Origin of the sequence: Nocardia sp. NPDC004068 (assembly GCF_042874315.1) — a bacterium.
GTDB lineage: Bacteria > Actinomycetota > Actinomycetes > Mycobacteriales > Mycobacteriaceae > Nocardia.
This window is the reverse complement of record NZ_JBIAMW010000007.1, coordinates 107,607-126,240: the sequence shown is the minus strand read 5'-3', so window position 1 is coordinate 126,240 and position 18,634 is coordinate 107,607. Positions and strand designations below refer to the sequence as shown.

General features: G+C 68.3%; 22 protein-coding genes. 7 read left to right on the top strand and 15 right to left on the bottom strand.

Features of this window, described 5'->3' with window-relative positions:
* Both ACFYTQ_RS19375 and ACFYTQ_RS19370 read right to left on the bottom strand, forming a co-directional pair.
* Window positions 1–636, bottom strand: a complete 636-nt coding sequence (locus ACFYTQ_RS19375; protein ID WP_387362550.1) for a DUF3558 domain-containing protein — start codon at window positions 634–636, stop codon at window positions 1–3.
* Window positions 633–1,001, bottom strand: coding sequence for a hypothetical protein (locus ACFYTQ_RS19370; protein ID WP_387362548.1), 369 nt, complete (start codon window positions 999–1,001; stop codon window positions 633–635). The genes ACFYTQ_RS19375 and ACFYTQ_RS19370 overlap by 4 nt, the downstream gene beginning before the upstream one ends.
* A 221-nt stretch (window positions 1,002–1,222) precedes the next feature.
* On the opposite strand from ACFYTQ_RS19370, the gene ACFYTQ_RS19365 reads away from it, so the two are divergent.
* Window positions 1,223–2,128 (top strand): helix-turn-helix domain-containing protein, encoded by a 906-nt coding sequence (locus tag ACFYTQ_RS19365; protein WP_387362546.1) that lies wholly within the window; start codon window positions 1,223–1,225, stop codon window positions 2,126–2,128.
* 36 nt (window positions 2,129–2,164) lie between these two features.
* Here the strand turns inward: ACFYTQ_RS19365 and ACFYTQ_RS19360 are convergent, their stop codons facing one another.
* A complete protein-coding gene (locus tag ACFYTQ_RS19360; RefSeq protein WP_387362544.1) occupies window positions 2,165–2,365 on the bottom strand; it encodes a hypothetical protein in 201 nt (66 codons plus the stop codon).
* 110 nt (window positions 2,366–2,475) lie between these two features.
* Window positions 2,476–3,777 (bottom strand): D-alanyl-D-alanine carboxypeptidase family protein, encoded by a 1,302-nt coding sequence (locus ACFYTQ_RS19355; protein WP_387362542.1) that lies wholly within the window; start codon window positions 3,775–3,777, stop codon window positions 2,476–2,478.
* 143 nt (window positions 3,778–3,920) lie between these two features.
* Here ACFYTQ_RS19355 and ACFYTQ_RS19350 point away from each other — a divergent pair, with 143 nt between their 5' ends.
* Window positions 3,921–5,444 carry an MFS transporter gene (locus ACFYTQ_RS19350; protein WP_387362540.1) on the top strand — a complete coding sequence of 508 codons (1,524 nt, stop codon included), beginning with the start codon at window positions 3,921–3,923 and terminating at the stop codon, window positions 5,442–5,444.
* A 72-nt stretch (window positions 5,445–5,516) separates the two neighbouring features.
* Window positions 5,517–6,110, top strand: a complete 594-nt coding sequence (locus tag ACFYTQ_RS19345) for a TetR family transcriptional regulator (protein WP_387362538.1) — start codon at window positions 5,517–5,519, stop codon at window positions 6,108–6,110.
* A 4-nt stretch (window positions 6,111–6,114) separates the two neighbouring features.
* Here the strand turns inward: ACFYTQ_RS19345 and ACFYTQ_RS19340 are convergent, their stop codons facing one another.
* On the bottom strand, window positions 6,115–6,993 hold the full coding sequence (locus tag ACFYTQ_RS19340; protein ID WP_387362536.1) for a phenylalanine 4-monooxygenase: 879 nt from the start codon (window positions 6,991–6,993) through the stop codon (window positions 6,115–6,117).
* 154 nt (window positions 6,994–7,147) lie between these two features.
* Here ACFYTQ_RS19340 and ACFYTQ_RS19335 point away from each other — a divergent pair, with 154 nt between their 5' ends.
* The gene (locus ACFYTQ_RS19335) at window positions 7,148–7,915 is read left to right on the top strand and encodes an ATP-binding protein (protein ID WP_387362534.1); all 768 of its coding nucleotides are present in this window, start codon (window positions 7,148–7,150) and stop codon (window positions 7,913–7,915) included.
* A 69-nt stretch (window positions 7,916–7,984) separates the two neighbouring features.
* Here the strand turns inward: ACFYTQ_RS19335 and ACFYTQ_RS19330 are convergent, their stop codons facing one another.
* Genes ACFYTQ_RS19330 through sdhC form a run of 4 tightly spaced genes read right to left on the bottom strand, consistent with a single transcriptional unit; the run spans window position 7,985 to window position 11,385 of the window.
* Window positions 7,985–8,752 carry a succinate dehydrogenase iron-sulfur subunit gene (locus tag ACFYTQ_RS19330; protein ID WP_387362532.1) on the bottom strand — a complete coding sequence of 256 codons (768 nt, stop codon included), beginning with the start codon at window positions 8,750–8,752 and terminating at the stop codon, window positions 7,985–7,987.
* On the bottom strand, window positions 8,752–10,518 hold the full coding sequence (sdhA, locus tag ACFYTQ_RS19325; protein WP_387363074.1) for a succinate dehydrogenase flavoprotein subunit: 1,767 nt from the start codon (window positions 10,516–10,518) through the stop codon (window positions 8,752–8,754). Before sdhA ends, ACFYTQ_RS19330 begins: the two co-directional genes overlap by 1 nt.
* Before the next feature lie 32 nt (window positions 10,519–10,550).
* Window positions 10,551–10,982, bottom strand: a complete 432-nt coding sequence (locus ACFYTQ_RS19320) for a succinate dehydrogenase hydrophobic membrane anchor subunit (RefSeq protein ID WP_387362530.1) — start codon at window positions 10,980–10,982, stop codon at window positions 10,551–10,553.
* 1 nt (window position 10,983) lies between these two features.
* Window positions 10,984–11,385, bottom strand: a complete 402-nt coding sequence (gene sdhC / locus ACFYTQ_RS19315) for a succinate dehydrogenase, cytochrome b556 subunit (protein ID WP_387362528.1) — start codon at window positions 11,383–11,385, stop codon at window positions 10,984–10,986.
* Between the two features lie 336 nt (window positions 11,386–11,721).
* Here sdhC and ACFYTQ_RS19310 point away from each other — a divergent pair, with 336 nt between their 5' ends.
* Entirely contained in the window at window positions 11,722–12,123 is a 402-nt protein-coding gene (locus ACFYTQ_RS19310) for a cytidine deaminase (protein WP_387362526.1), read from the top strand.
* A 139-nt stretch (window positions 12,124–12,262) separates the two neighbouring features.
* Here ACFYTQ_RS19310 and ACFYTQ_RS19305 read toward each other — a convergent pair whose 3' ends face one another.
* Window positions 12,263–12,532, bottom strand: coding sequence for a hypothetical protein (locus tag ACFYTQ_RS19305; protein WP_387362524.1), 270 nt, complete (start codon window positions 12,530–12,532; stop codon window positions 12,263–12,265).
* Window positions 12,533–12,675: 143 nt separating this feature from the next.
* Here ACFYTQ_RS19305 and ACFYTQ_RS19300 point away from each other — a divergent pair, with 143 nt between their 5' ends.
* Window positions 12,676–13,968 (top strand): thymidine phosphorylase, encoded by a 1,293-nt coding sequence (locus ACFYTQ_RS19300; protein WP_387362522.1) that lies wholly within the window; start codon window positions 12,676–12,678, stop codon window positions 13,966–13,968.
* Window positions 13,969–14,077: 109 nt separating this feature from the next.
* Complete coding sequence (locus tag ACFYTQ_RS19295; protein ID WP_387362520.1) at window positions 14,078–15,169, top strand: adenosine deaminase; 1,092 nt, start codon at window positions 14,078–14,080, stop codon at window positions 15,167–15,169.
* A gap of 22 nt (window positions 15,170–15,191) precedes the next feature.
* Here ACFYTQ_RS19295 and ACFYTQ_RS19290 read toward each other — a convergent pair whose 3' ends face one another.
* The 5 genes from ACFYTQ_RS19290 to ACFYTQ_RS19270 are packed head-to-tail and all read right to left on the bottom strand — an operon-like array spanning window position 15,192 to window position 18,626.
* Window positions 15,192–16,445 (bottom strand): primosomal protein, encoded by a 1,254-nt coding sequence (locus ACFYTQ_RS19290; protein ID WP_387362518.1) that lies wholly within the window; start codon window positions 16,443–16,445, stop codon window positions 15,192–15,194.
* Between the two features lie 33 nt (window positions 16,446–16,478).
* Window positions 16,479–16,811, bottom strand: coding sequence for a YbaB/EbfC family nucleoid-associated protein (locus ACFYTQ_RS19285; protein ID WP_387362517.1), 333 nt, complete (start codon window positions 16,809–16,811; stop codon window positions 16,479–16,481).
* Window positions 16,808–17,152 (bottom strand): hypothetical protein, encoded by a 345-nt coding sequence (locus tag ACFYTQ_RS19280; protein ID WP_387362515.1) that lies wholly within the window; start codon window positions 17,150–17,152, stop codon window positions 16,808–16,810. The genes ACFYTQ_RS19285 and ACFYTQ_RS19280 overlap by 4 nt, the downstream gene beginning before the upstream one ends.
* The gene (locus ACFYTQ_RS19275) at window positions 17,149–18,309 is read right to left on the bottom strand and encodes an NlpC/P60 family protein (protein ID WP_387362513.1); all 1,161 of its coding nucleotides are present in this window, start codon (window positions 18,307–18,309) and stop codon (window positions 17,149–17,151) included. Before ACFYTQ_RS19275 ends, ACFYTQ_RS19280 begins: the two co-directional genes overlap by 4 nt.
* Window positions 18,306–18,626: a type VII secretion target gene (locus ACFYTQ_RS19270; protein ID WP_387362511.1), complete on the bottom strand. Its 321-nt coding sequence runs from the start codon at window positions 18,624–18,626 to the stop codon at window positions 18,306–18,308. Before ACFYTQ_RS19270 ends, ACFYTQ_RS19275 begins: the two co-directional genes overlap by 4 nt.
* Between the last annotated feature and the right edge of the window lie 8 nt (window positions 18,627–18,634).

Below are 18,634 nucleotides of genomic sequence, written 5' to 3'. Positions count from 1 at the left end.
TCAGTTGTCCTTCCCGATGGACGGTTCTATGGCAGTGGCGGTTTCGAGCAGGCCATCGCAGGGATTCAGGCCCTCGCCGCGTCCGCTGAGGGTCAGAGTTACTCCCACATCCACGAAACCGGCCTTGGTTCGCAAATGGATGTCACACGCGATCGGTAGCTTCGGATCTCGAACCCACATGGCTTGGCGGCCGTTGATGGTGATGGGTTCGCTCCACGCGCCGTTCTTCTGGAGATCTTCCTCCCACGTGACATTCCCCGAAATAACGGACAGGAAGCGGGCTTTGGAGTTGAAGTTGCAGATGAAGAACGTCTGTTCAGCGACTTGGTCGCCCTTACGCGCTCGGCTGTTCGGATCGTATCCGGATTGGGAGACCGCGGCGTCAGGTATCCATGTGCAGGGGTCGAAGACGACTCGGGGGCGCTGCGCGGTGACGTATTTGTCGGGTTGTGTCGGCGGTTGCAGGCTCGGCGCGGTCAGCGTTGGGTAGGGCGATGTGAAGGATGCGGGCGCCGCAGTTTGCTGGGAGGGGGATCCCGTCTCATGGGAACCGTCGCTGGGTGAGGTCGAACATGCAGTAGCGGTGAACGCAACGAAGACGAGAGCAAGCGACGGTCCGTAGCCCGAAAGTTTCACTGGTTCTGCGCTCCTGAGGTCATCTTGATCGCCAGCGTGTTCAAAGCCTCGGCTTCCTCGATCATGTTGCCCGCCCGAAGATAGGCCGCAGCCATTCTGAGGGCAGCCTCTTGCATACCCGTCAGCGCGTTCGTGAGCTCGAGCCCTTTGCCACTGAACCCCTCTTGGAGCCTCTTCGAAGATTCGAAATCGCCGAACCCCACAAGCCTCTGAAGGTTGACCGAATCTCGAACATGCACGTCGAGCGACTCGGCGAATCGCTGAAAGATCTTGGCGCACTCCTGTGCCGCCCCCGCCTCCATCCTGAACTTCCCGCTCACAGCCTCCTGGTACAGCGCATCAGCCGTCGACTGCCCCACGTCCACCCACGTCCCTCCCTTCGTGCGCCCAGGATTCACCTACCTTACTGGACGCACCATGGAGGCGAGTGGTTCCCCTCGGCAAGGATTCACCCTCCAAGATGGAAGTCTTGCTGGGGTTATGCGGTATTCGTATGTATCCGGCGTGAATCGCCGACCATGCTCCATCCGGGCTACTAGCATGGCGCTGGATGGCAGGCGTATCACCAACGAGCGCAGGGGCATTCATGACCGAAGGCAATTCGACGTTGGCGCGGCGGCGGTTGGGGCGGAAGTTGCGGGGTGGGCGGTTGGGGGCGGGGTTGACGTTGCAGCAGTCGGGTGGGGTGATTCGGGTGGGGGCCAGTTCGGTGCATCGGCTGGAGCGGGGGTTGGTTTCGGGGGTGGATGACGGGCAGGTGGCCGCGCTGTGTCGGATCTACGAGTTCGACGCGGAGCAGACGCGGGATGTGCTGGCGTTGGTCGAGGAGGGGGAGGGGGTCGAATGGTGGGGGGAGTACGAGGATGTGATGTCGGCCGAGTTCCGGACCTATGTGGGGCTGGAGGGGGCGGCTCGCGAGATCCGTTCGTACGAGGCCGATTTGATGCCGGGGCTGTTGCATACGCCGGCGTACGCGCGCGTGTTGTTGGAGACGCTCTACCCGGACGAGGACGCGGCGACCATCGATCGGCGGGTGCGGCTGCGGATGCGGCGGCAGGAACTGCTGGAGATTCCGGACGGGCCGGGTTTCCAAGCGGTCGTGCGGGAGTCGGCGATCCGGATGACCGTGGGCGGGCCGGAGGTGATGGCCGAACAGTGTGAACGGTTGGTGGAGGCCAGTTTTCGGCCCAATATCGATATTCGGGTGCTGCCGTTCAGTCGGGGACTCCCGATGCGGGAGGGCGGCGGCCCGTTCGTGCTGCTCGACTTCGGATCCGACGGATCGGGCGAACTCGTCGAGACCCCGTTGGTCTACATCGAATCGTTCCGCGGCGAACAGTATCTGACCGAACCCGATGTCGTCCGCAAGCATCGCGAGGTGTACCACACCCTGCTGCGCAATACGCTGGGACCGGAGTCGAGTCGGGAGATGCTGCGCCGGGCGGGCGCGGAATTCGAGTCCCGAATGGACGAAAGCCCCCGGGAAGCTTGAACTTTCGCTTCCCTGGGGGCTTTCCGTCCGAAACGGTCAGCGGTTGGCGTGGCTGTGCTGCCCGCCCTTGACCTTGGCGTCCGTCGGCTGGGCGGCGGCGCCCTTCTTACCGGCGGCCGAGGGGTCGGCGCTGTTCTTGTCACCGAAGCTACCGGTGCTGGCCTGACCGCCCTTGCGGGCCTGCTCCGCCGTGTCCGAGCGGTTGCCGAACTGGCCGGGATTGTTCTGGTCCGCCATGGTTAGCTCCCTTCTTCGGTTACTCAACTGAAAGCCGTACGATCGGCTCGTTCAGCGGGTGCCCGAGCAACCCGGAGTCAAACAACGCGATTCGCGAAAAGTGGCGGCGATTACGATCGCGTCCGGCCCCGGAGCGACCACGCGGCGATCCCCAGCCCGATGACCAGCACCAAGCCCGCGATGATCGCGATCGTGCCCCAACTGCCGTGCCGTTCCGCGGGCGTGGCGGTGGTGTCCGAATTCGGGTGCGGCGGCGGGGACGCAAGTGTCACACCGGGATTCGCCGTCGTGCCGGTGTCGCCCGGCAGCGTGCCGACGCTCGCGTCGCGCGGCAGCGCGAAGCCGTAGTCGAGCAGCCGGGCCGCCTGTTCGGGCGGCCGGATCGGCAGCACGTCGGCCTTCAGCAACGTCACGACCAACCGGTGTCCGCCGCGCGCGGCGGCGGTCACGAAGGTTTGCCGGGCGTCGTCCGTGTAGCCGGTCTTGCCGCCCAGATCGCCGTCGTAGTCGAACAGCAGCCGGTTGTCGTTGGCGATCGGAAAACCCGGATGGTCCTTGTCGTCCGGGATCTTCGGGTCGGCGGGGTAGCCCGGGAAGTCGACCTGCTCGGTGTGCACGATCTCGGCGAACGCCGGAATCGTCATGGCCTCGCGGAACAGCAGCGCCAAATCGTATGCGGACGTGCTCATTCCGGGCCCGTCCAGACCCGATGGCGTGGCGGCGCGAGTGTCCAAGGCGCGCAGGCGTTTCGCCAGCTCGTTCATCTTGGCGACCGTGGCCCGGTCCCCGCCGAGCTGTGCGGCGACGGCGTGCGCGGCGTCGTTGCCCGAGCACATGAGCAGCGCCTGCATCAACTGCTTGTTGGTGTAGCGGCCGCCGGGGCCGATGCCCACCCGGGTGCCGTCGGCGTTCGCGTCCTCCTGCGTGCCGACCACCACCTTGTTCAGGTCGAGGGCGCGCAGCGCGACCGTGGCGAGCAGCACCTTGATGGTGGAGGCGGGCCGGTAGCGCCCGTGCGGATCCTTGGCGGCCAGCACCCGGCCGGTGTCCAGATCCGCGATCGTCCACGCGGTCGCGGAGATCTCGGCGGGGACCGGGGGCGCCTTGTCCGGCAGGACCAGGCCGCAGCCGCCGAGCCGGTCGCCGCCCACGGGCGACGCGGGCACCGGCAGCGGATCGGGGCCGGTCTCGCCGGGTCCGGGGACCTCCGAGGCGTCGATCGCCGGGGGCGGAGCCGTCTTGTTCGGGCAGGAGTCGGTGTTCGGGGTGGTGAACGGCGTCGTCGTACCGGTCGGCTGGGCGTCGGCGAGCGTCGGGGACAGCGTCAGCGCCGCGGCGCCGAGGAGTCCGGCCACCAGCGTGGCCGCCAACGATCTCGGGCGGCGAGCGCGCCGGGTCATGCGGGTCCTCATCACTGTCGAGCTTAGGGCAATCGCGGGGTTTGCCGAGTTCAGGGCGGTGAGATGGGATGGTATTGACATCTACTACAAAATGAGAGCTACTATCAAAAAGAAGAAGCTTTCGAAATCCCATTTTCGGCCCAGGAGGGAACGGCATGACCGGGAACGAGGCGAGCCGGGCTCGCTGGCTGGCGCTGGGCGCGCTGGCCTTGGCGATGCTCACGATCGGCCTGGACACCACCGTGCTGGTCGTGGCGCTCCCCACCATGGCGGTGGATCTGCACGCGAATACCGCTGCGCTGCAATGGTTCACGACCGCGTACACGCTGGCGCTCGCGGGCTTCATGCTGCCCGCGGGGGCACTGGGAGACCGCTACGGGCGCAAGAGGTTCCTGCTGGGGGCGCTGGCCCTGTTCGGCGTCGCGTCGCTGTGGTGCGCGTTCGCGTCGTCGTCGGGGGAACTGATCGCCGCGCGGGCGGTGCTCGGGATCGCGGCGGCGACCATGATGCCGCTGTCGATGTCGGTGCTGCCGGGACTGTTCCCGGATCGGGCGGAACGGCAACGGGCCCTGACGATCTGGGTGACCTCGACGGCCCTCGGGCTGCCGCTGGGGCCGATCGTGGGCGGCTGGCTGTTGCAGCACTTCTGGTGGGGTTCGGTGTTCCTGATCAACGTGCCGTTGGTGATGGTGGGACTGCTCGCGGTGGCCGGGCTGGTGCCGGAGTCGCGCAGCGGCAACGTCTTCCGGATCGATCTGGCCGGGGTCGTGCTCTCGGCGGGCGGGATGCTGGGCTTCACCTACGGTTTCATCCGGCTGGGCGAGCGGGACTGGGGAGATGTGATCGCGTGGTCCGCCGTGGCGGCGGGTGTGGCGCTGTTGGCGGCGTTCGTCGCGTGGCAGCGGCGCGTCGCGCATCCGCTGATCGACCTCGGATTGTTCACCGCGGCCGGATTCCGGTGGGGCACCGCGTATTCCGTAGTCGTCAACTTCGCCATGTTCGGCCTGTTCTTCACCGTGCCGCAGTACTTCCAGGCCGTGCTCGGCGTCGATTCGCTGGGCAGCGGGCTGCGGTTGCTGCCGCTGATCGCGGGTCTGGTGCTCGGCACCCGGCTGGTGGACAGGCTGTCGCCGAAACTGGGTCTGCGGGTCGTGCTGACCACCGGATTCCTCGTTCTCGCGGGCAGTTTGGTGATGGGTGCGCTCACAAAGGTGGACAGCGGCTACGGCTACACCGCGATCTGGACCACCCTGCTCGGCGCGGGCATGGGCTTCGTCATGCCCTCCGCGATGGGTATGGCCATGGGCGAACTGAGCGCTGAGCGGTCGGGATCGGGTTCGGCCCTGATCCAGGCGCTGCGGCAGGCGGGCGGCACCATCGGGGTCGCGATCCTGGGCACCGTGCTGGCCGTGCGATACCGTGCCGAACTGGGCGCGGACAATCGGGAACCGGTCTCCGACGGCGTGAATTCCGGTGTGGCCGTGGCCCATCGGGTGGGTGATCCGAACCTGCTGGCCCACGTGCAGTCCGCCTTCGTCGGCGGAATGGGCGCGATGCTCTGGGTGTGCGCGGGCATCTGCGCGGTGGCCGCCGTACTGGCGGCCCTGGTGACCCGCCGCTCCGGACCGGGAGCTCCGGTCACCTCTGATGCGGGCCGGTCCGAGGTACAGGTGGGTTGAGTGGGCCGCCGATGCGGGCCGGTCGCAGGCGCGGGTGGGTTGAGGCGGCCGCCGATGCGGGACAATCGGTGCATGTCGGCTGAGACGAAGGCGCCCGCGGGGTTACGCGAGCGGAAGAAGGAGCGCACCCGCCGCACCATTCGGACCGAGGCGATGCGGTTGTTCAAGAAGCAGGGGTACGGGGAGACCACCATCGAGCAGATCGCCGAGGCGGCCGACATCTCCCCGAGCACCTTCTTCCGCTACTTCCCGTCCAAGGAGCAGGTCGTACTCGCCGACGATCTGGACCCGATCATGATCCGCGCGGTCGAGGAGCAGCCCGCCGAGCTGTCCGCGCTGACCGCGGTCCGCAACGCCATCCGCGAGACGTTCGCGAGCATGGACGACGAGCAGCGCGCCTTCGAACAGGAACGGATGCTGCTGGTCTGGAACGAACCCGAACTGCGCGGGGTGATCGCCCAGGAGACCGAACGCAATGTCGACCTGATGACCGAACTCATCGCCCGGCGCACGGGCCGCGCGCCCGACGACTGGCAGGCGCGCGCCTTCGCCGGGGCGCTCATCGGCGCGACCATGACCGCGTTCGGTCCGGGCGGGCTGGATATGGACCGGATCGAGCTGATCGGCGAGTTCCTCGCCGCGGGCATGCCCGGATTCGCCGAATAGCGCCTCAGGCGGTATGCCCGGCGACGACGTCGTCGGTCATCGTCGCGAAGAAGCCGCCGACCACGTCCTCGATCTCGCCGATCGATCGCGCGCAGTACAACACCGGCTGGTAGTGGGTGATGTCGTAGGCGGCCGTGCCCATCTCGTGAATGTCCAACGGCCGCAAGGTCGCCGAGCGGAACTCCTCGATCTCCCCGAACGAGGACAGCAGTCCCGCGCCGTAACAGCGCACCTCACCGTGTTCGCGGACCACGCCGAACTCCATCGAGAACCAGAACACGTCGGCCAGGAACTTCAGCGCCGCAACGGTTTCCAGCCGGGTCGCCGCCGCGCCCACCTCGGCGTAGATCGCCGCGAACCGCGGGCTCGCCAGCTGGTTGGCGTGGCCGATGACCTCGTGGATGGCGTCCGGCTCCGGGGTGTAGAGCGGCGCGGAATGGTGACGGATGTACTGGGTGGCGTGGAAGGTTCGCTCGGCGAACGCGCCGAAGAACTCCCGCAGCGGGACCAGCCCCGCGGCCGGGACATAGCGAAAACCGCTGAGCGGCACCAGTTTCGCGGTCACCTCGTGCAGTTGCGGAATGTGGTCGCCCGGGAGCGCCAGCCGCTCCTCGCCCGCCAGGATCTCCGCCGCGGCGTAGTGGCGGTGCTTGCGGGCCAGCTCGGCCGAGACGATCCGCCAGACCTCCTGTTCCTCGTCGGTGTAGTCGATCGTCGGTAGCGGCTCACCGGGCCGGTACGACAGCGCCAGGGCGGCGATCGCATTGCGGCGGGCCCGGTACTCCGGATCGTGCCCGCCGGGGTGCTCGTCGCTCAGGTGCACGGTCACGTCGCCGTCGGTGCTCGCGGTCACCGGCGAGTACAGCTGAGCCTCGTTGAACATGTCTCGATGCAAGCACCGGCAGGCAGATCCGACAACAAACCCCGGATTTGCTGGTCGAATTGCCTAGCTGCGTTCGAACCGTGAGGTTCCGGGTAAGGCAAGGGATGACGGAGGTGCGGTGCCCGACCGACGACGGTGGTGATGAAGCGACGTGATGGTAGAGCACGAGATCAGATGGGCCGCGCACCAGCTCGACGGGTGTGCGGTGGTGCGCCCGGAGGGCGAACTCGATCCGATCACCTATCGCGGCTTCGGTGAGGATCTGGCCGAGTTCGCCATGCGGCTGCCGCGGGCGGTGATCGTCGCGGTCGACGATCTGCGGGTGTGGGCCGAGCCGTTGCTGACCATCTTCGCCAATGTCTGGATGCGGGTCGGCGAGCGGCCCGGGGTGCCGATCCTGCTGGTCGCCGAGGATCCCGAGGTGCGCGGGTTGTACGAGCACAGCGCCGTGCGGCGGTTCGTGCCGGTGCACGAGTCGGTGAGCGCGGCGGTGGCGGCGGCGGATCGGCCCGCGCCGCACCGGCACGACACCCTGACCCTGGCCCGCACCGACGACTGTGCCCGGCGCGCACGGCGATTCGTCGACGAGGCGTGCCGGAACTGGCAGGTCATGGAGGTCTTCGCCGACGCCGAACTGGTCGTGACCGAACTGGTGGAGAACGCCCTCGCGCACAGCCGCGCGGGCACCGAGATCAGCGTGCGGGTGGAGCTGCGGCAGGATCTGCTGACCGTCGCCGTCCGCGACGACGATCCGCGCGAGGCGGTGCTGCACGAACCGCTGCCGGGGGAGACGCATCTGTACGGCCTGCATGTGGTCGCCCGGCTCGCGCACGGCTGGGGCTGCGCGCCGCGCGTGCCGACCGGCAAGGTGGTGTGGGCCGCGTTGCCGACCGGAACCGAGGCCGGGCGGCAGTTCGGCTGAGCCCGGACGGACCGAAGGCCGCCCCCTCGAATGAGGTTGACGGCCTTCGGTTTTCGGCGATTGCGTCGGTCAGCGGGCGAACAGCAGCGCGCGCTTGACCTCCTGGATGGCCTTGGTCACTTCGATGCCGCGCGGGCAGGCGTCGGTGCAGTTGAAGGTGGTGCGGCAGCGCCACACGCCCTCGACGTCGTTGAGGATGTCCAGGCGTTCGCGGGCGCCCTCGTCGCGGCTGTCGAAGATGAACCGGTGCGCGTTGACGATGGCGGCCGGGCCGAAGTAGCTGCCGTCGCTCCAGTACACCGGGCACGAGGTGGTGCAGCACGCGCACAGGATGCACTTGGTGGTGTCGTCGAAGCGCGCGCGGTCGGCCTGGGACTGGATGCGTTCGCGGGTGGGCTCGTTGCCGTGCGTGATGAGGTACGGCTTGACGGCCTTGAACGCGTCGAAGAACGGATCCATGTCCACCACGAGATCCTTCTCCACGGGCAGGCCGCGGATCGGCTCGACGGTGACGGTCAGCGACTTGCCGCTCTTGGGCAGCATGTCGCGCATCAGCACCTTGCACGCGAGCCGGTTCACGCCGTTGATGCGCATGGCGTCCGAACCGCACACGCCGTGGGCGCAGGAGCGGCGGAAGGTGAGCGTGCCGTCCAGGTAGGACTTGATGTAGATGAGCACGTTCAGGAACCGGTCGGTGGGCAGCACCGGCACCTGGAACGAATCCCAGTGCGCCCCTTGGCCGTCCTCGGGGTTGAACCGGGCCACCTTGACGGTGATCATGGTCGAACCCTCGGGCACCGGAGCGGCCTTCTGCGGGGCCTCTGCTACAGCGGTCATCAGTACTTACGCTCCATCGGCTCGTAACGGGTCTGCACCACCGGCTTGAAGTCGAGCCGGATATCGGCGATCAGTTCGGCGTGCGCGCCGGGCTCGACGTCCTTGTACGCCATGGTGTGACGCATGAAGTTGACGTCGTCGCGGTCCGGGTAGTCCTCGCGGGCGTGGCCGCCGCGCGACTCCTTGCGGTTGAGCGCGCCGACCACGGTCACCTCGGCCAGCTCGAGCAGGAAGCCCAGCTCGACGGCCTCGAGCAGATCGCTGTTGTAGCGGCGGCCCTTGTCCTGCACGGTGATGTGCGCGTAGCGCTCCTTGAGCGCGTGGATGTCGGTGAGCGCCGTCTTGAGGGTCTCCTCGGTGCGGAACACCGCGGCGTTGGCGTCCATGGTGTTCTGCAACTCGGTGCGGATGTCGGCGACGCGCTCGTTGCCGTGATCCGACAGCAGGCTCGACAGCCAGCCCTGCACGTATTCGGCCGGGGCGTCGGGCATTTCGACGAACTCGCTGCGCTGGGCGTACTCGGCGGCGGCGATGCCCGCACGGCGGCCGAACACATTGATGTCCAGCAGCGAGTTGGTGCCCAGGCGGTTCGCGCCGTGCACCGACACGCACGCGCACTCGCCGGCGGCGTAGAGGCCGGGCACGACGTCGGTGTTGTTGCGCAGCACCTCGCCGCGGATGCGGGTCGGGATGCCGCCCATGACGTAGTGACAGGTCGGCATGACCGGCACCGGCTCCTTCACCGGGTCCACGCCCAGGTAGGTGCGGGAGAACTCGGTGATGTCGGGCAGCTTCTCCTCGAGCACGTCCTCGCCGAGGTGGGTCACGTCGATGTAGACGTAGTCCTTGTTCGGCCCGGCGCCGCGGCCCTCGAGGACCTCCTTGACCATCGAGCGGGCGACGATGTCGCGCGGCGCGAGGTCCTTGATGGTCGGGGCGTAGCGCTCCATGAACCGCTCGCCGGACGCGTTGCGCAGGATGCCGCCCTCGCCGCGCACGGCCTCGGAGATGAGGATGCCCAGGCCCGCCAGGCCCGTCGGATGGAACTGGTGGAATTCCATGTCCTCCAACGGAAGTCCCTTGCGGAACACGATCGCCATGCCGTCACCGGTGAGGGTGTGGGCGTTGGAGGTCGTCTTGTACATGCGGCCCGAGCCGCCGGTGGCGAACACGATCGCCTTGGCATGGAAGACGTGCAGCTCGCCGGTGGCCAGCTCGTAGGCGACCACACCGGTCGCCACCGGGCCGCGGTCGGTGTTGGTCAGCACCAGGTCCAGCACGTAGAACTCGTTGAAGAACTCGACGTCGTGCTTGACGCAGTTCTGGTAGAGCGTCTGCAGGATCATGTGGCCCGTGCGGTCGGCGGCGTAGCACGCGCGGCGCACCGGGGCCTTGCCGTGGTCCCGGGTGTGCCCGCCGAAGCGGCGCTGATCGATCTTGCCCTCGGGGGTGCGGTTGAACGGCAGGCCCATCTTCTCCAGATCGAGCACGGCGTCGATGGCCTCCTTGGCCATGATCTCCGCGGCGTCCTGGTCGACGATGTAGTCGCCACCTTTGACGGTGTCGAAGGTGTGCCACTCCCAGTTGTCCTCTTCGACATTGGCCAGCGCGGCGCACATGCCGCCCTGGGCCGCGCCGGTGTGGGAGCGGGTCGGGTACAGCTTGGTCAGCACCGCGGTGCGGGCCCGGGGACCGGCCTCGATCGCCGCGCGCATCCCCGCGCCACCCGCGCCGACGATCACGACGTCGTAGCGGTGCTCCTGGATGGGACGAGTCTCACTCATCGGAGGTGGCGTTCCTAACTGATGTTGGGGTCGAAGGTGAAGATGACGTAGGTGCCCACGCCCATGATCAGGATCATGGAGATCGCCAGCAGCGTCTTCAGCCAGAAGCGGGTCGAGTCCTTGCGCGAGTAGTCGTCGATGACCGTGCGCAGGCCGTTGCCGCCGTGCAGCTGGGCGAGCCACAGCATGGCCAGATCCCACAGCTGCCAGAACGGGCTGGCCCAGCGGCCCGCGACGAAGCCGAAGTTCAGCCGCTTCACGCCGCCGTCGAGCATGAGCATGATCGTCATGTGGCCGATGACCAGCACGACCAGCAGCAGGCCGGAGAAGCGCATGAACAGCCAGGCGTACTTCTCGAAGTTGTTGCCCCGGGTACGCCGGGGGGCGCGGGGAGCGTCGAGGCTGGCCGGGCGGTCGTAGGACTTGCCGAGGACGGGTGCAGACATATCAGTGCTCCGTGAACAGGTAGAAGAACTGGCGTCCGACCCCGGCGCCCGCGACGACGACCCAGATCGCGAGCACGATCCACAGCATCAGTCGCTGGTAGCGCGGGCCCTGGGACCAGAAGTCGACGAGGATGACCCGGATGCCGTTGAGGGCGTGGAACAGCACGCACACCACGAGGGCCATCTCCATCAGGGCGACGACCGGGTTCTTGTACGTCTCGATGGCCCGGTCGTAGGTGTCCGGGCTGACGCGCACCAGAGCGGTGTCGAGGACGTGGACGAACAGGAAGAAGAAGATCGTGACACCGGTGATCCGGTGCAGGGCCCAGGACCACATGCCCGGGTCGCCGCGGTACAGGGTCTTCCGCTTCGGCTGAGCCGGAGCTTCGAGCGTGGTCGTCATAGAGTGCGGTGCCTCCAACGTCGTTGATGGACACGCCGGGCGCACCCGGCTAGTCGGACCCGGTCGCGGTTTCGGCGCGGGACTGGAGAGCCGTTGGATCTGGAAAACACCAGCTCGTGCCCGGAGCCAACACCCCGGAGGCTGTGGTCGACCCGCCGCCGGGAACCTGAACCGATCTGTCTGGAACTCTAATCCCCGGCGAATGGCGGAACTAATTCGGCGTGCTGAGCGTTGGAGCACAATTCGGCATAGTTAGGTTTGCCTTGCCTATTCGATTGACGTGGTCGTTCGCCCTTCTCTACCGTCGTTTCCGAGTCGTCCGAGCGGAGGTCCGGTATGCCCGAAATCGATTGGGATGCCTTGCGTCACAAGGCAATTGAGGTCATGCGCAACGCGTATGCGCCGTACTCGCGGTTTCCGGTCGGGGCCGCCGGACTCGGTGCCGACGGGCGAATCGTCCTCGGATGCAATGTGGAAAATGTCTCATACGGTTTGGGCCTCTGCGCCGAATGCGTACTCGTCGGTAACCTCGCCGCAACCGGTGGCGGACGATTGCTGGCGGTTTCCGTGTGCGACTCGCGAGGGGCGATCCTCATGCCGTGCGGGCGGTGTCGGCAGGTGCTCTATGAGCACGGAGGTGCGGAGATGTTGGTCGACCACGCCGAGGGGCCGAAGCCGTTGGGGCGTTTGCTGCCCGATGCCTTCGGGCCGGAGGATTTGGCGGCCGGGCGGGAATGATGTGAAATATCGCACCTCCGCTCGATCGCTACCCATTCCCGCGGCCGCCGCGCGCTCGGGGCTACTGCGCGAAGTTTCGTCATTCGGCACGAAATGCGCAGTGCCCCAAGCGTTTACCGATGAACGAAGGCGTCCGCTCTCAGGTCTGATCCTCCAGCACCGCGTCGATCTCCTCCTCGGTCGGCATGGCGATCGGAGAGAACGGGATCGGCGGTAGTCCGAAATGCTGAAGGATGCGGGCCATGCCCGCTTGCAGATAGTTGACCCCGTCCACCAATTGGGACTCGATCAATTCGCTGCGGATCGAACGCCGCTCGAGCCGGTAGATCGACGCTCCGTGGCTCTCCTCGATATCGGTTACGCGGCCCTCGAGCTTTGTCACCCGGCGGCCGAGTTCGGTGTACGACATACCTTCCCCCTTCGTCGATTCCGTATGGCGGCGAGGCTACCCCAGGGCAACAGGGCTTTCCGCGTGTCGCCGAGGCGTTCGGACAGTCGCACCCCGCATTGGAATCCGCACCCTTTCCAGGCCCTTCTGAGAGGGTGGGACACATGGTGAGTGCGCAGTCGGCGGTGTCGGTGATCGCGGCCAAACGGGACGGAGACGAACTGAGCGACGACCAGATCGCCTGGGTCGTGGACGCTTTCACGCGGGGGGAGGTGGCCGACTACCAGATGGCCGCGCTGGCCATGGCGATCGTGTGGCGCGGGATGACGCGGCGCGAGATCGCCACCTGGACCCGGGCCATGATCGAATCCGGGCGGCGGATGGACTTCACCGACCTGCCGCGCCCGACCGTCGACAAGCATTCGACGGGCGGGGTGGGCGACAAGATCACCCTGCCGCTGGCCCCCGTGGTGGCCGCCTGCGGGGCGGCCGTGCCGCAGCTGTCGGGTCGCGGCCTGGGCCACACCGGCGGCACGCTCGACAAGCTGGAGTCGATTCCGGGGTGGCGGGCCGACGTCCCGGTCGAGCGGATGCGCGCGATGCTGACCGATCCGAGCGTCGGCGCGGTGGTGTGCGCGGCCGGAGCCGATCTCGCCCCCGCCGACAAGCGGCTCTACGCCCTGCGCGATGTGACCGGGACCGTCGAATCCATTCCGCTGATCGCGAGTTCGATCATGAGCAAGAAGATCGCCGAGGGCACCGCCGCACTGGTCCTCGATGTGAAGGTCGGCGGCGGCGCCTTCATGAAGGACGCGGACGCGGCCCGCGACTTGGCCCGCACCATGGTCGAATTGGGCACCGACGCGGGCGTGCGCACGGTCGCGCTCCTCACCGATATGGACACCCCGCTCGGCCGCACCGCGGGCAACGCGCTCGAGGTCGCCGAATCGGTCGAGGTGCTCGCGGGCGGCGGACCCGCCGACGTCGTGGAACTCACCCTGACCCTGACCCGGGAGATGCTGGCGCAGGCCGGAATTCATGATGTCGACCCCGCCGACGCGCTCGCCGACGGCCGGGCCATGGACCGCTGGCGAGCCATGATCGCGGCCCAGGGCGGCGACCCGGACGCGCCGCTGCCGCGCGCCCGCCACACCGAGGTGATCACCGCCGACCAGAGCGGCACCCTCACCCGGCTGGACGCCATGGGCGTCGGCCTCGCGGCCTGGCGGCTCGGCGCGGGGCGGGCGCGTCAGGGCGATCCGGTGCAATTCGGCGCGGGCGTCGAAATGCACGCCAAGCCGGGCGAATCGGTGACGGCCGGGCAACCGCTGCTGACCCTGCACACCGACACGCCCGAGTCGATTCCGGCCGCCCGCGACGCACTGCGCGGGGCCTACGTCATCGGGGCCGAGCCGGGTACGGACACCCCGCTCGTGCTGGACCGCATCGCCCCCTGAGCGCCGCTCGGCGACACGCGGGCGACATCGGGGCGTCGATTTGCCCGCGCCGGGGTGCACACCGGGGAAGTCCGCTGCGGAACGCGTCCGATGCGGATAGCGTCGGTACATGACTGGACCGATGCCTTTGACACTCGCCTCGATCCGCCGAGCCCCGAAGGCCGTACTGCACGACCATCTCGACGGCGGTCTGCGGCCCGCGACCGTCCTCGAGCTGGCCGCCGAGTGCGGCTACGACGCGCTCCCGGCGACGGACGCCGAATCGCTGGCGACCTGGTTCCGCGACGCCGCCGACAGCGGTTCGCTCGAGCGCTATCTGGAAACCTTCGATCACACCGTCGCCGTGATGCAGACCCCGGAGGGGCTGCGGCGGGTGGCCCGCGAATGCGCCGAGGATCTGGCCGCCGACGGCGTGGTGTACGCCGAGGTGCGCTTCGCCCCCGAACAGCATCTGGAACGCGGCCTGACCCTCGACGAGGTCGTCGAACACACCCTCGCCGGATTCCGCGAGGGCGAGGAACTGGCCGCGGCCGCCGGGACGCCGATCCGGATGGTCTGTCTGCTCACGGCCATGCGGCACGCCGCCCGCTCGCTCGAAATCGCCGAACTGACAGTGCGTTTCCGCGATCGCGGCGTGGGCGGCTTCGATATCGCCGGGGCCGAGGCCGGGTACCCGCCCACCCGGCACCTGGACGCCTTCGAGTACATGCGCGCCAACCACGGCTCGTTCACCATCCACGCCGGGGAGGCGTTCGGGCTGCCGTCCATTCACGAGGCGCTGGCGTTCTGCGGTTGCGATCGGCTCGGGCACGGGGTGCGGATCACCGACGACATCTTCGACTCCGACTCCGAGCCGACCCTGGGTCTGGTCGCGAATCATGTGCGGGACAAGCGAATTCCGCTGGAGCTGTGCCCGTCGTCGAACGTGCAGACCGGCGCGGTGCCCTCGCTGGAGAAGCATCCGTTCGACCTGCTGGCCCGGCTGCGCTTCCGCGTCACCGTGAACACCGACAACCGGCTCATGAGCGACACCACCATGAGCCGCGAGATGTTCAAACTGGTCGAGACCTTCGGCTACGGCTGGAGCGATCTGGAGCGGTTCACCATCAACGCGATGAAATCCGCGTTCATCCCGTTCCCGGACCGGCTCCGGCTCATCGACGAGGTGATCAAGCCGGGGTACGCCGTCCTGATCGGTTGAGCCCCAGTCCTTCTCGGGGGCCTCAGCCCTTCTCGAGCCGGGCCTCGAACGCGTGCTCCAGGGCCCGCCAGCTCTCCGCCTCGGCGGTGAACGGCGGGCTCGGGGCCAGTCGGCTCGGATCCGGCTCGAGCAGGTAGGAGACGTACCAGCCCAGCGGGGTCGACTTGGCGAGCGCCTGCTCGACCGCGTCGTCGCCCGCGTAATCGGCCGCGTCGCTGAACAATTCGACCGCCAGATCGAGCTGTTCGATGTCGACGGCCTCCGGGCCCGCGGCCAGATCGTCGGCCAGGCCGGGCAGGACGTAGACGTTGTCGTCCTCGACCTCGATCTCCAGCGAGCCGTCCACCGCCGCGGTCTGCACCTCGCCGTAGGTGCTGACCCGGGACAGGTCGTGCTCGTGGTCGTCGGCGAGGTAGCGGGCCAGCGCGCGCTCGGAGGTGAACACCGTGATGGTGCCCTCGGTGCCCAGGAAGACCGGCTCGTCGTCGAGGTAACAGCGCAGCGTGAAGTACGTGTCCGCGGCGGTGACGATCTTGACCGGGTCGATGCCGACCTCGTGCCAGAACGTCTCCTCCTCGTCCTCGGCCTCCTCGTCGTCCGCGTCGAGGTCGACCTGTTCGATCTCGTCGTCGTCATCGGTGTCGCCGACATCCTCGGCGTCGACGATGTTCTCCTCGGCCGCAAGCAGTTCCGCCTCCGCGACGGCCACCGCCGCGGCGTCGACCTCGGGGGTCTTGACGACCGAATCGATGGCGTCGACGACGCGGTCCCAGTCCTTGGCGATGGCGGTGCCGATCTGGTCCCACAGCTCCTCGCCCTCGCGCCCGTAGAAGGCGCTCACCCCGGCGGGCAGCGCGCCCAGCACCGGATGCGAGCCGAAGAACTTCGTCACCACGTCGAGTTCGCAGACCTCGCCGATGGTGCGGACCATGTCGAGGGTCTCCTCGAGCTCTGCCACGGTCTCCGGATCCGGATCACCGGCCGCGAGCTCCGGCACGCCGACCAGATCGAAGACGTACTGCTCCTCCGGCTCCAGCTCGGGCGCGCCCAGCCCGACCACGACCTTCCAGGCCGGATGATCGACCAGATCGTTGTCGTCGTCGGTGCGGATGAACGCCGCCAGATCCGCGACCGACTCGAATCCGTACAGCGCGTCCTCGTGCCCGAGGAATGCCTCCCACTCGTCGTCACCGTCCCGCCAGCGCGGTGCCCACAGTGTGACGAGGTCGCCGTCGGTCAGGCCGAGCTCGATCGGGACGATGTCTCCAGAAGCCATGACCGGAAGCCTATCGAGCCTCGCCGTTCGGCACTATTCGGCCCGCCCCCCAACGTTTCCCGGCGGCGGGGTCACGAAGGTGGAGTTGAGCTCGCCGACGACCTTCGACCGTTGCTCACCGGCGTCCTGGGCGGCCTGCTGGCACGCCCAGATGATGGCCTGCCCGATCTCGGCAGGGGGTCTGGACGTCACCGTCTCCGCCAGGGACAGCGCGACCAGCGCGCCGTTGCTGTCGACCTCCACGCTCACCGAACCGTCGTCGGTGGTGTAGCGGCCACGCACGTTCTTCAGGCCGTAGAGCGCCGCCTCGAGCGCCTCCAGCTTCTGCGTCGCCGCCGCGACCAGGGCGTCCATCTCCGCGCTCATACCGGCCTCATCCAGCTCGTGGGTCCCGTGTCCTCGTCGTCCATGCGATCCAGTTCGTCCACCGCGGCCTGCCGGGTGGGCAGGTCCAGCTTGTCGAGGATCTCGGCGGGCATCCCGGATTCGGCCAGCTGTTCGCGGCGGCGCGCCTTGGCCACGATGGTCGAGCGTTTGGTCAGGCGCAGGATCTCCGCGGCCAGAGCGCTTGCGCCGTAACGGTATTCGCTGCGCTCGAATTTGATCTCCACCGGCATGCCCTGATCGGTGGCGCGGACGGTGATGGTGCCCGCGCGGTTGGTGCTGGCGGCGACCGTGACGTTCGGAATCTGCGGTGGCTTGCTCATGACGTGGGCCTGTAGAAGCCGTGGAACGCCATACCCATGTTCTCCGTTCGAATCGGATCGATCTGTACCGGATCACCGGCCTCGACCATCTGTCCGTTACCGATCACCATGGCGACGTGACCGTCCCAGACGGCCAGATCGCCGGGCATGAGATCACCGGGGCTGACCGGGGTCGCGCCCGCGGACTGGTCGGCGGCCAGCCGGGGCAGGTCGACCCCGGCCTCGCCGTAGGCCCATTTCGTGAGGCCGCTGCAATCCAGGCCCGCGCCCGGGGTGTTGCCGCCCCACACATAGGGGGTGCCGACCGCGCTGATCGCGGATTTGACCGCGGTGGCGGCCTTTTCGTTGGGGGCCTCGACCTGACTGCCGTCGGGCAGCGTGATCATGACCCCGCCGTGCCGCCCGGGCCGGTCGCCCTCGGTCGCCGTGCCCGGGGTCGGCGTGGTCGTGCCCGCACCGCCGGAACTCGATCGCGACGGCATGGCCATCGAGGCCGTATGGATCAGGGGTGCGGCCATCGAGCCGCCGGTGGAGGCGAGGCCGCTGAGCGCCGAACCGGCCTGCTGCACCCCGCTGAGCACGGGCGCGGCCATCGAGGCGGGAGCGGTCGCGGCGGCCGCGGCGTCGGCGGGCGGGGGAGTGGGCGGCGGCGGGGTCAGTTCCGTCATGGCCGCGGTGTGGGTGTCGAGTTCGGAGCGGACCCGGCCGACCACGGTCAGCGCCTGCCCGAAATGGTCGATGGCCGAGCTCACCACGGCCGCCAGGCCGGGCGGGGTGGTGACCGCCGGGCCGAGCGCGGTCACCGAGTCCACGAACGACTGCAGGATCGCGTCGAGTTCCTTCTGCCCGGTCTGCACGGTGGCCGCGGCCTGACTGACCACGTCGGCGATGCTGTAGCCGCGATCGGAGATGGCCGCGGCGGAGGTCTGCACCTTCATCGCCTTGTCCATGGCCGCGTCGCCGCCCTGGCCGTTCCACACGCTGGTCAGTTGATTGATACTCGACGCGCCCGCCTGATGAATCCCGTCAAGGCTGGTCGACGCGTTGCGCAGCGCGTCGGCCGGGCCGCCGCCGGGCAGCACACCGTTGCCGAAACTCGCCAGCAGATCGAGCAGCGGCTGCGCGAGCGCGGTGAGGTCGACGACGGGCGCGGTCACGCCATACCTCCCTCGGTGGCGCGCAGACCCGCGGCGCCCGCGGCGTCGGTTCCGGCGTAGGCGCCCGCGGCCCCGGTGGCCGCGGCGCCGACAGTGCCCAGCACCGCGGACAATTCGCCGATCGAGGCGACGTGACCGGCGTGCGCGGCGGCGTAGGCGGCCACGAAATCACCGCCGATCAGACCGAAGATCGGGCCCAGCAGAACCGGATTCGCGCCCGCGGCCCCGGCCGCCGCGGCGGCCATCTCACCGGCGAGTCCATCGGCTGTCGCACCGTAGGCGGCGACGCCCTCGGTGTCGACCGAGATCTTGTGCATCAACATCC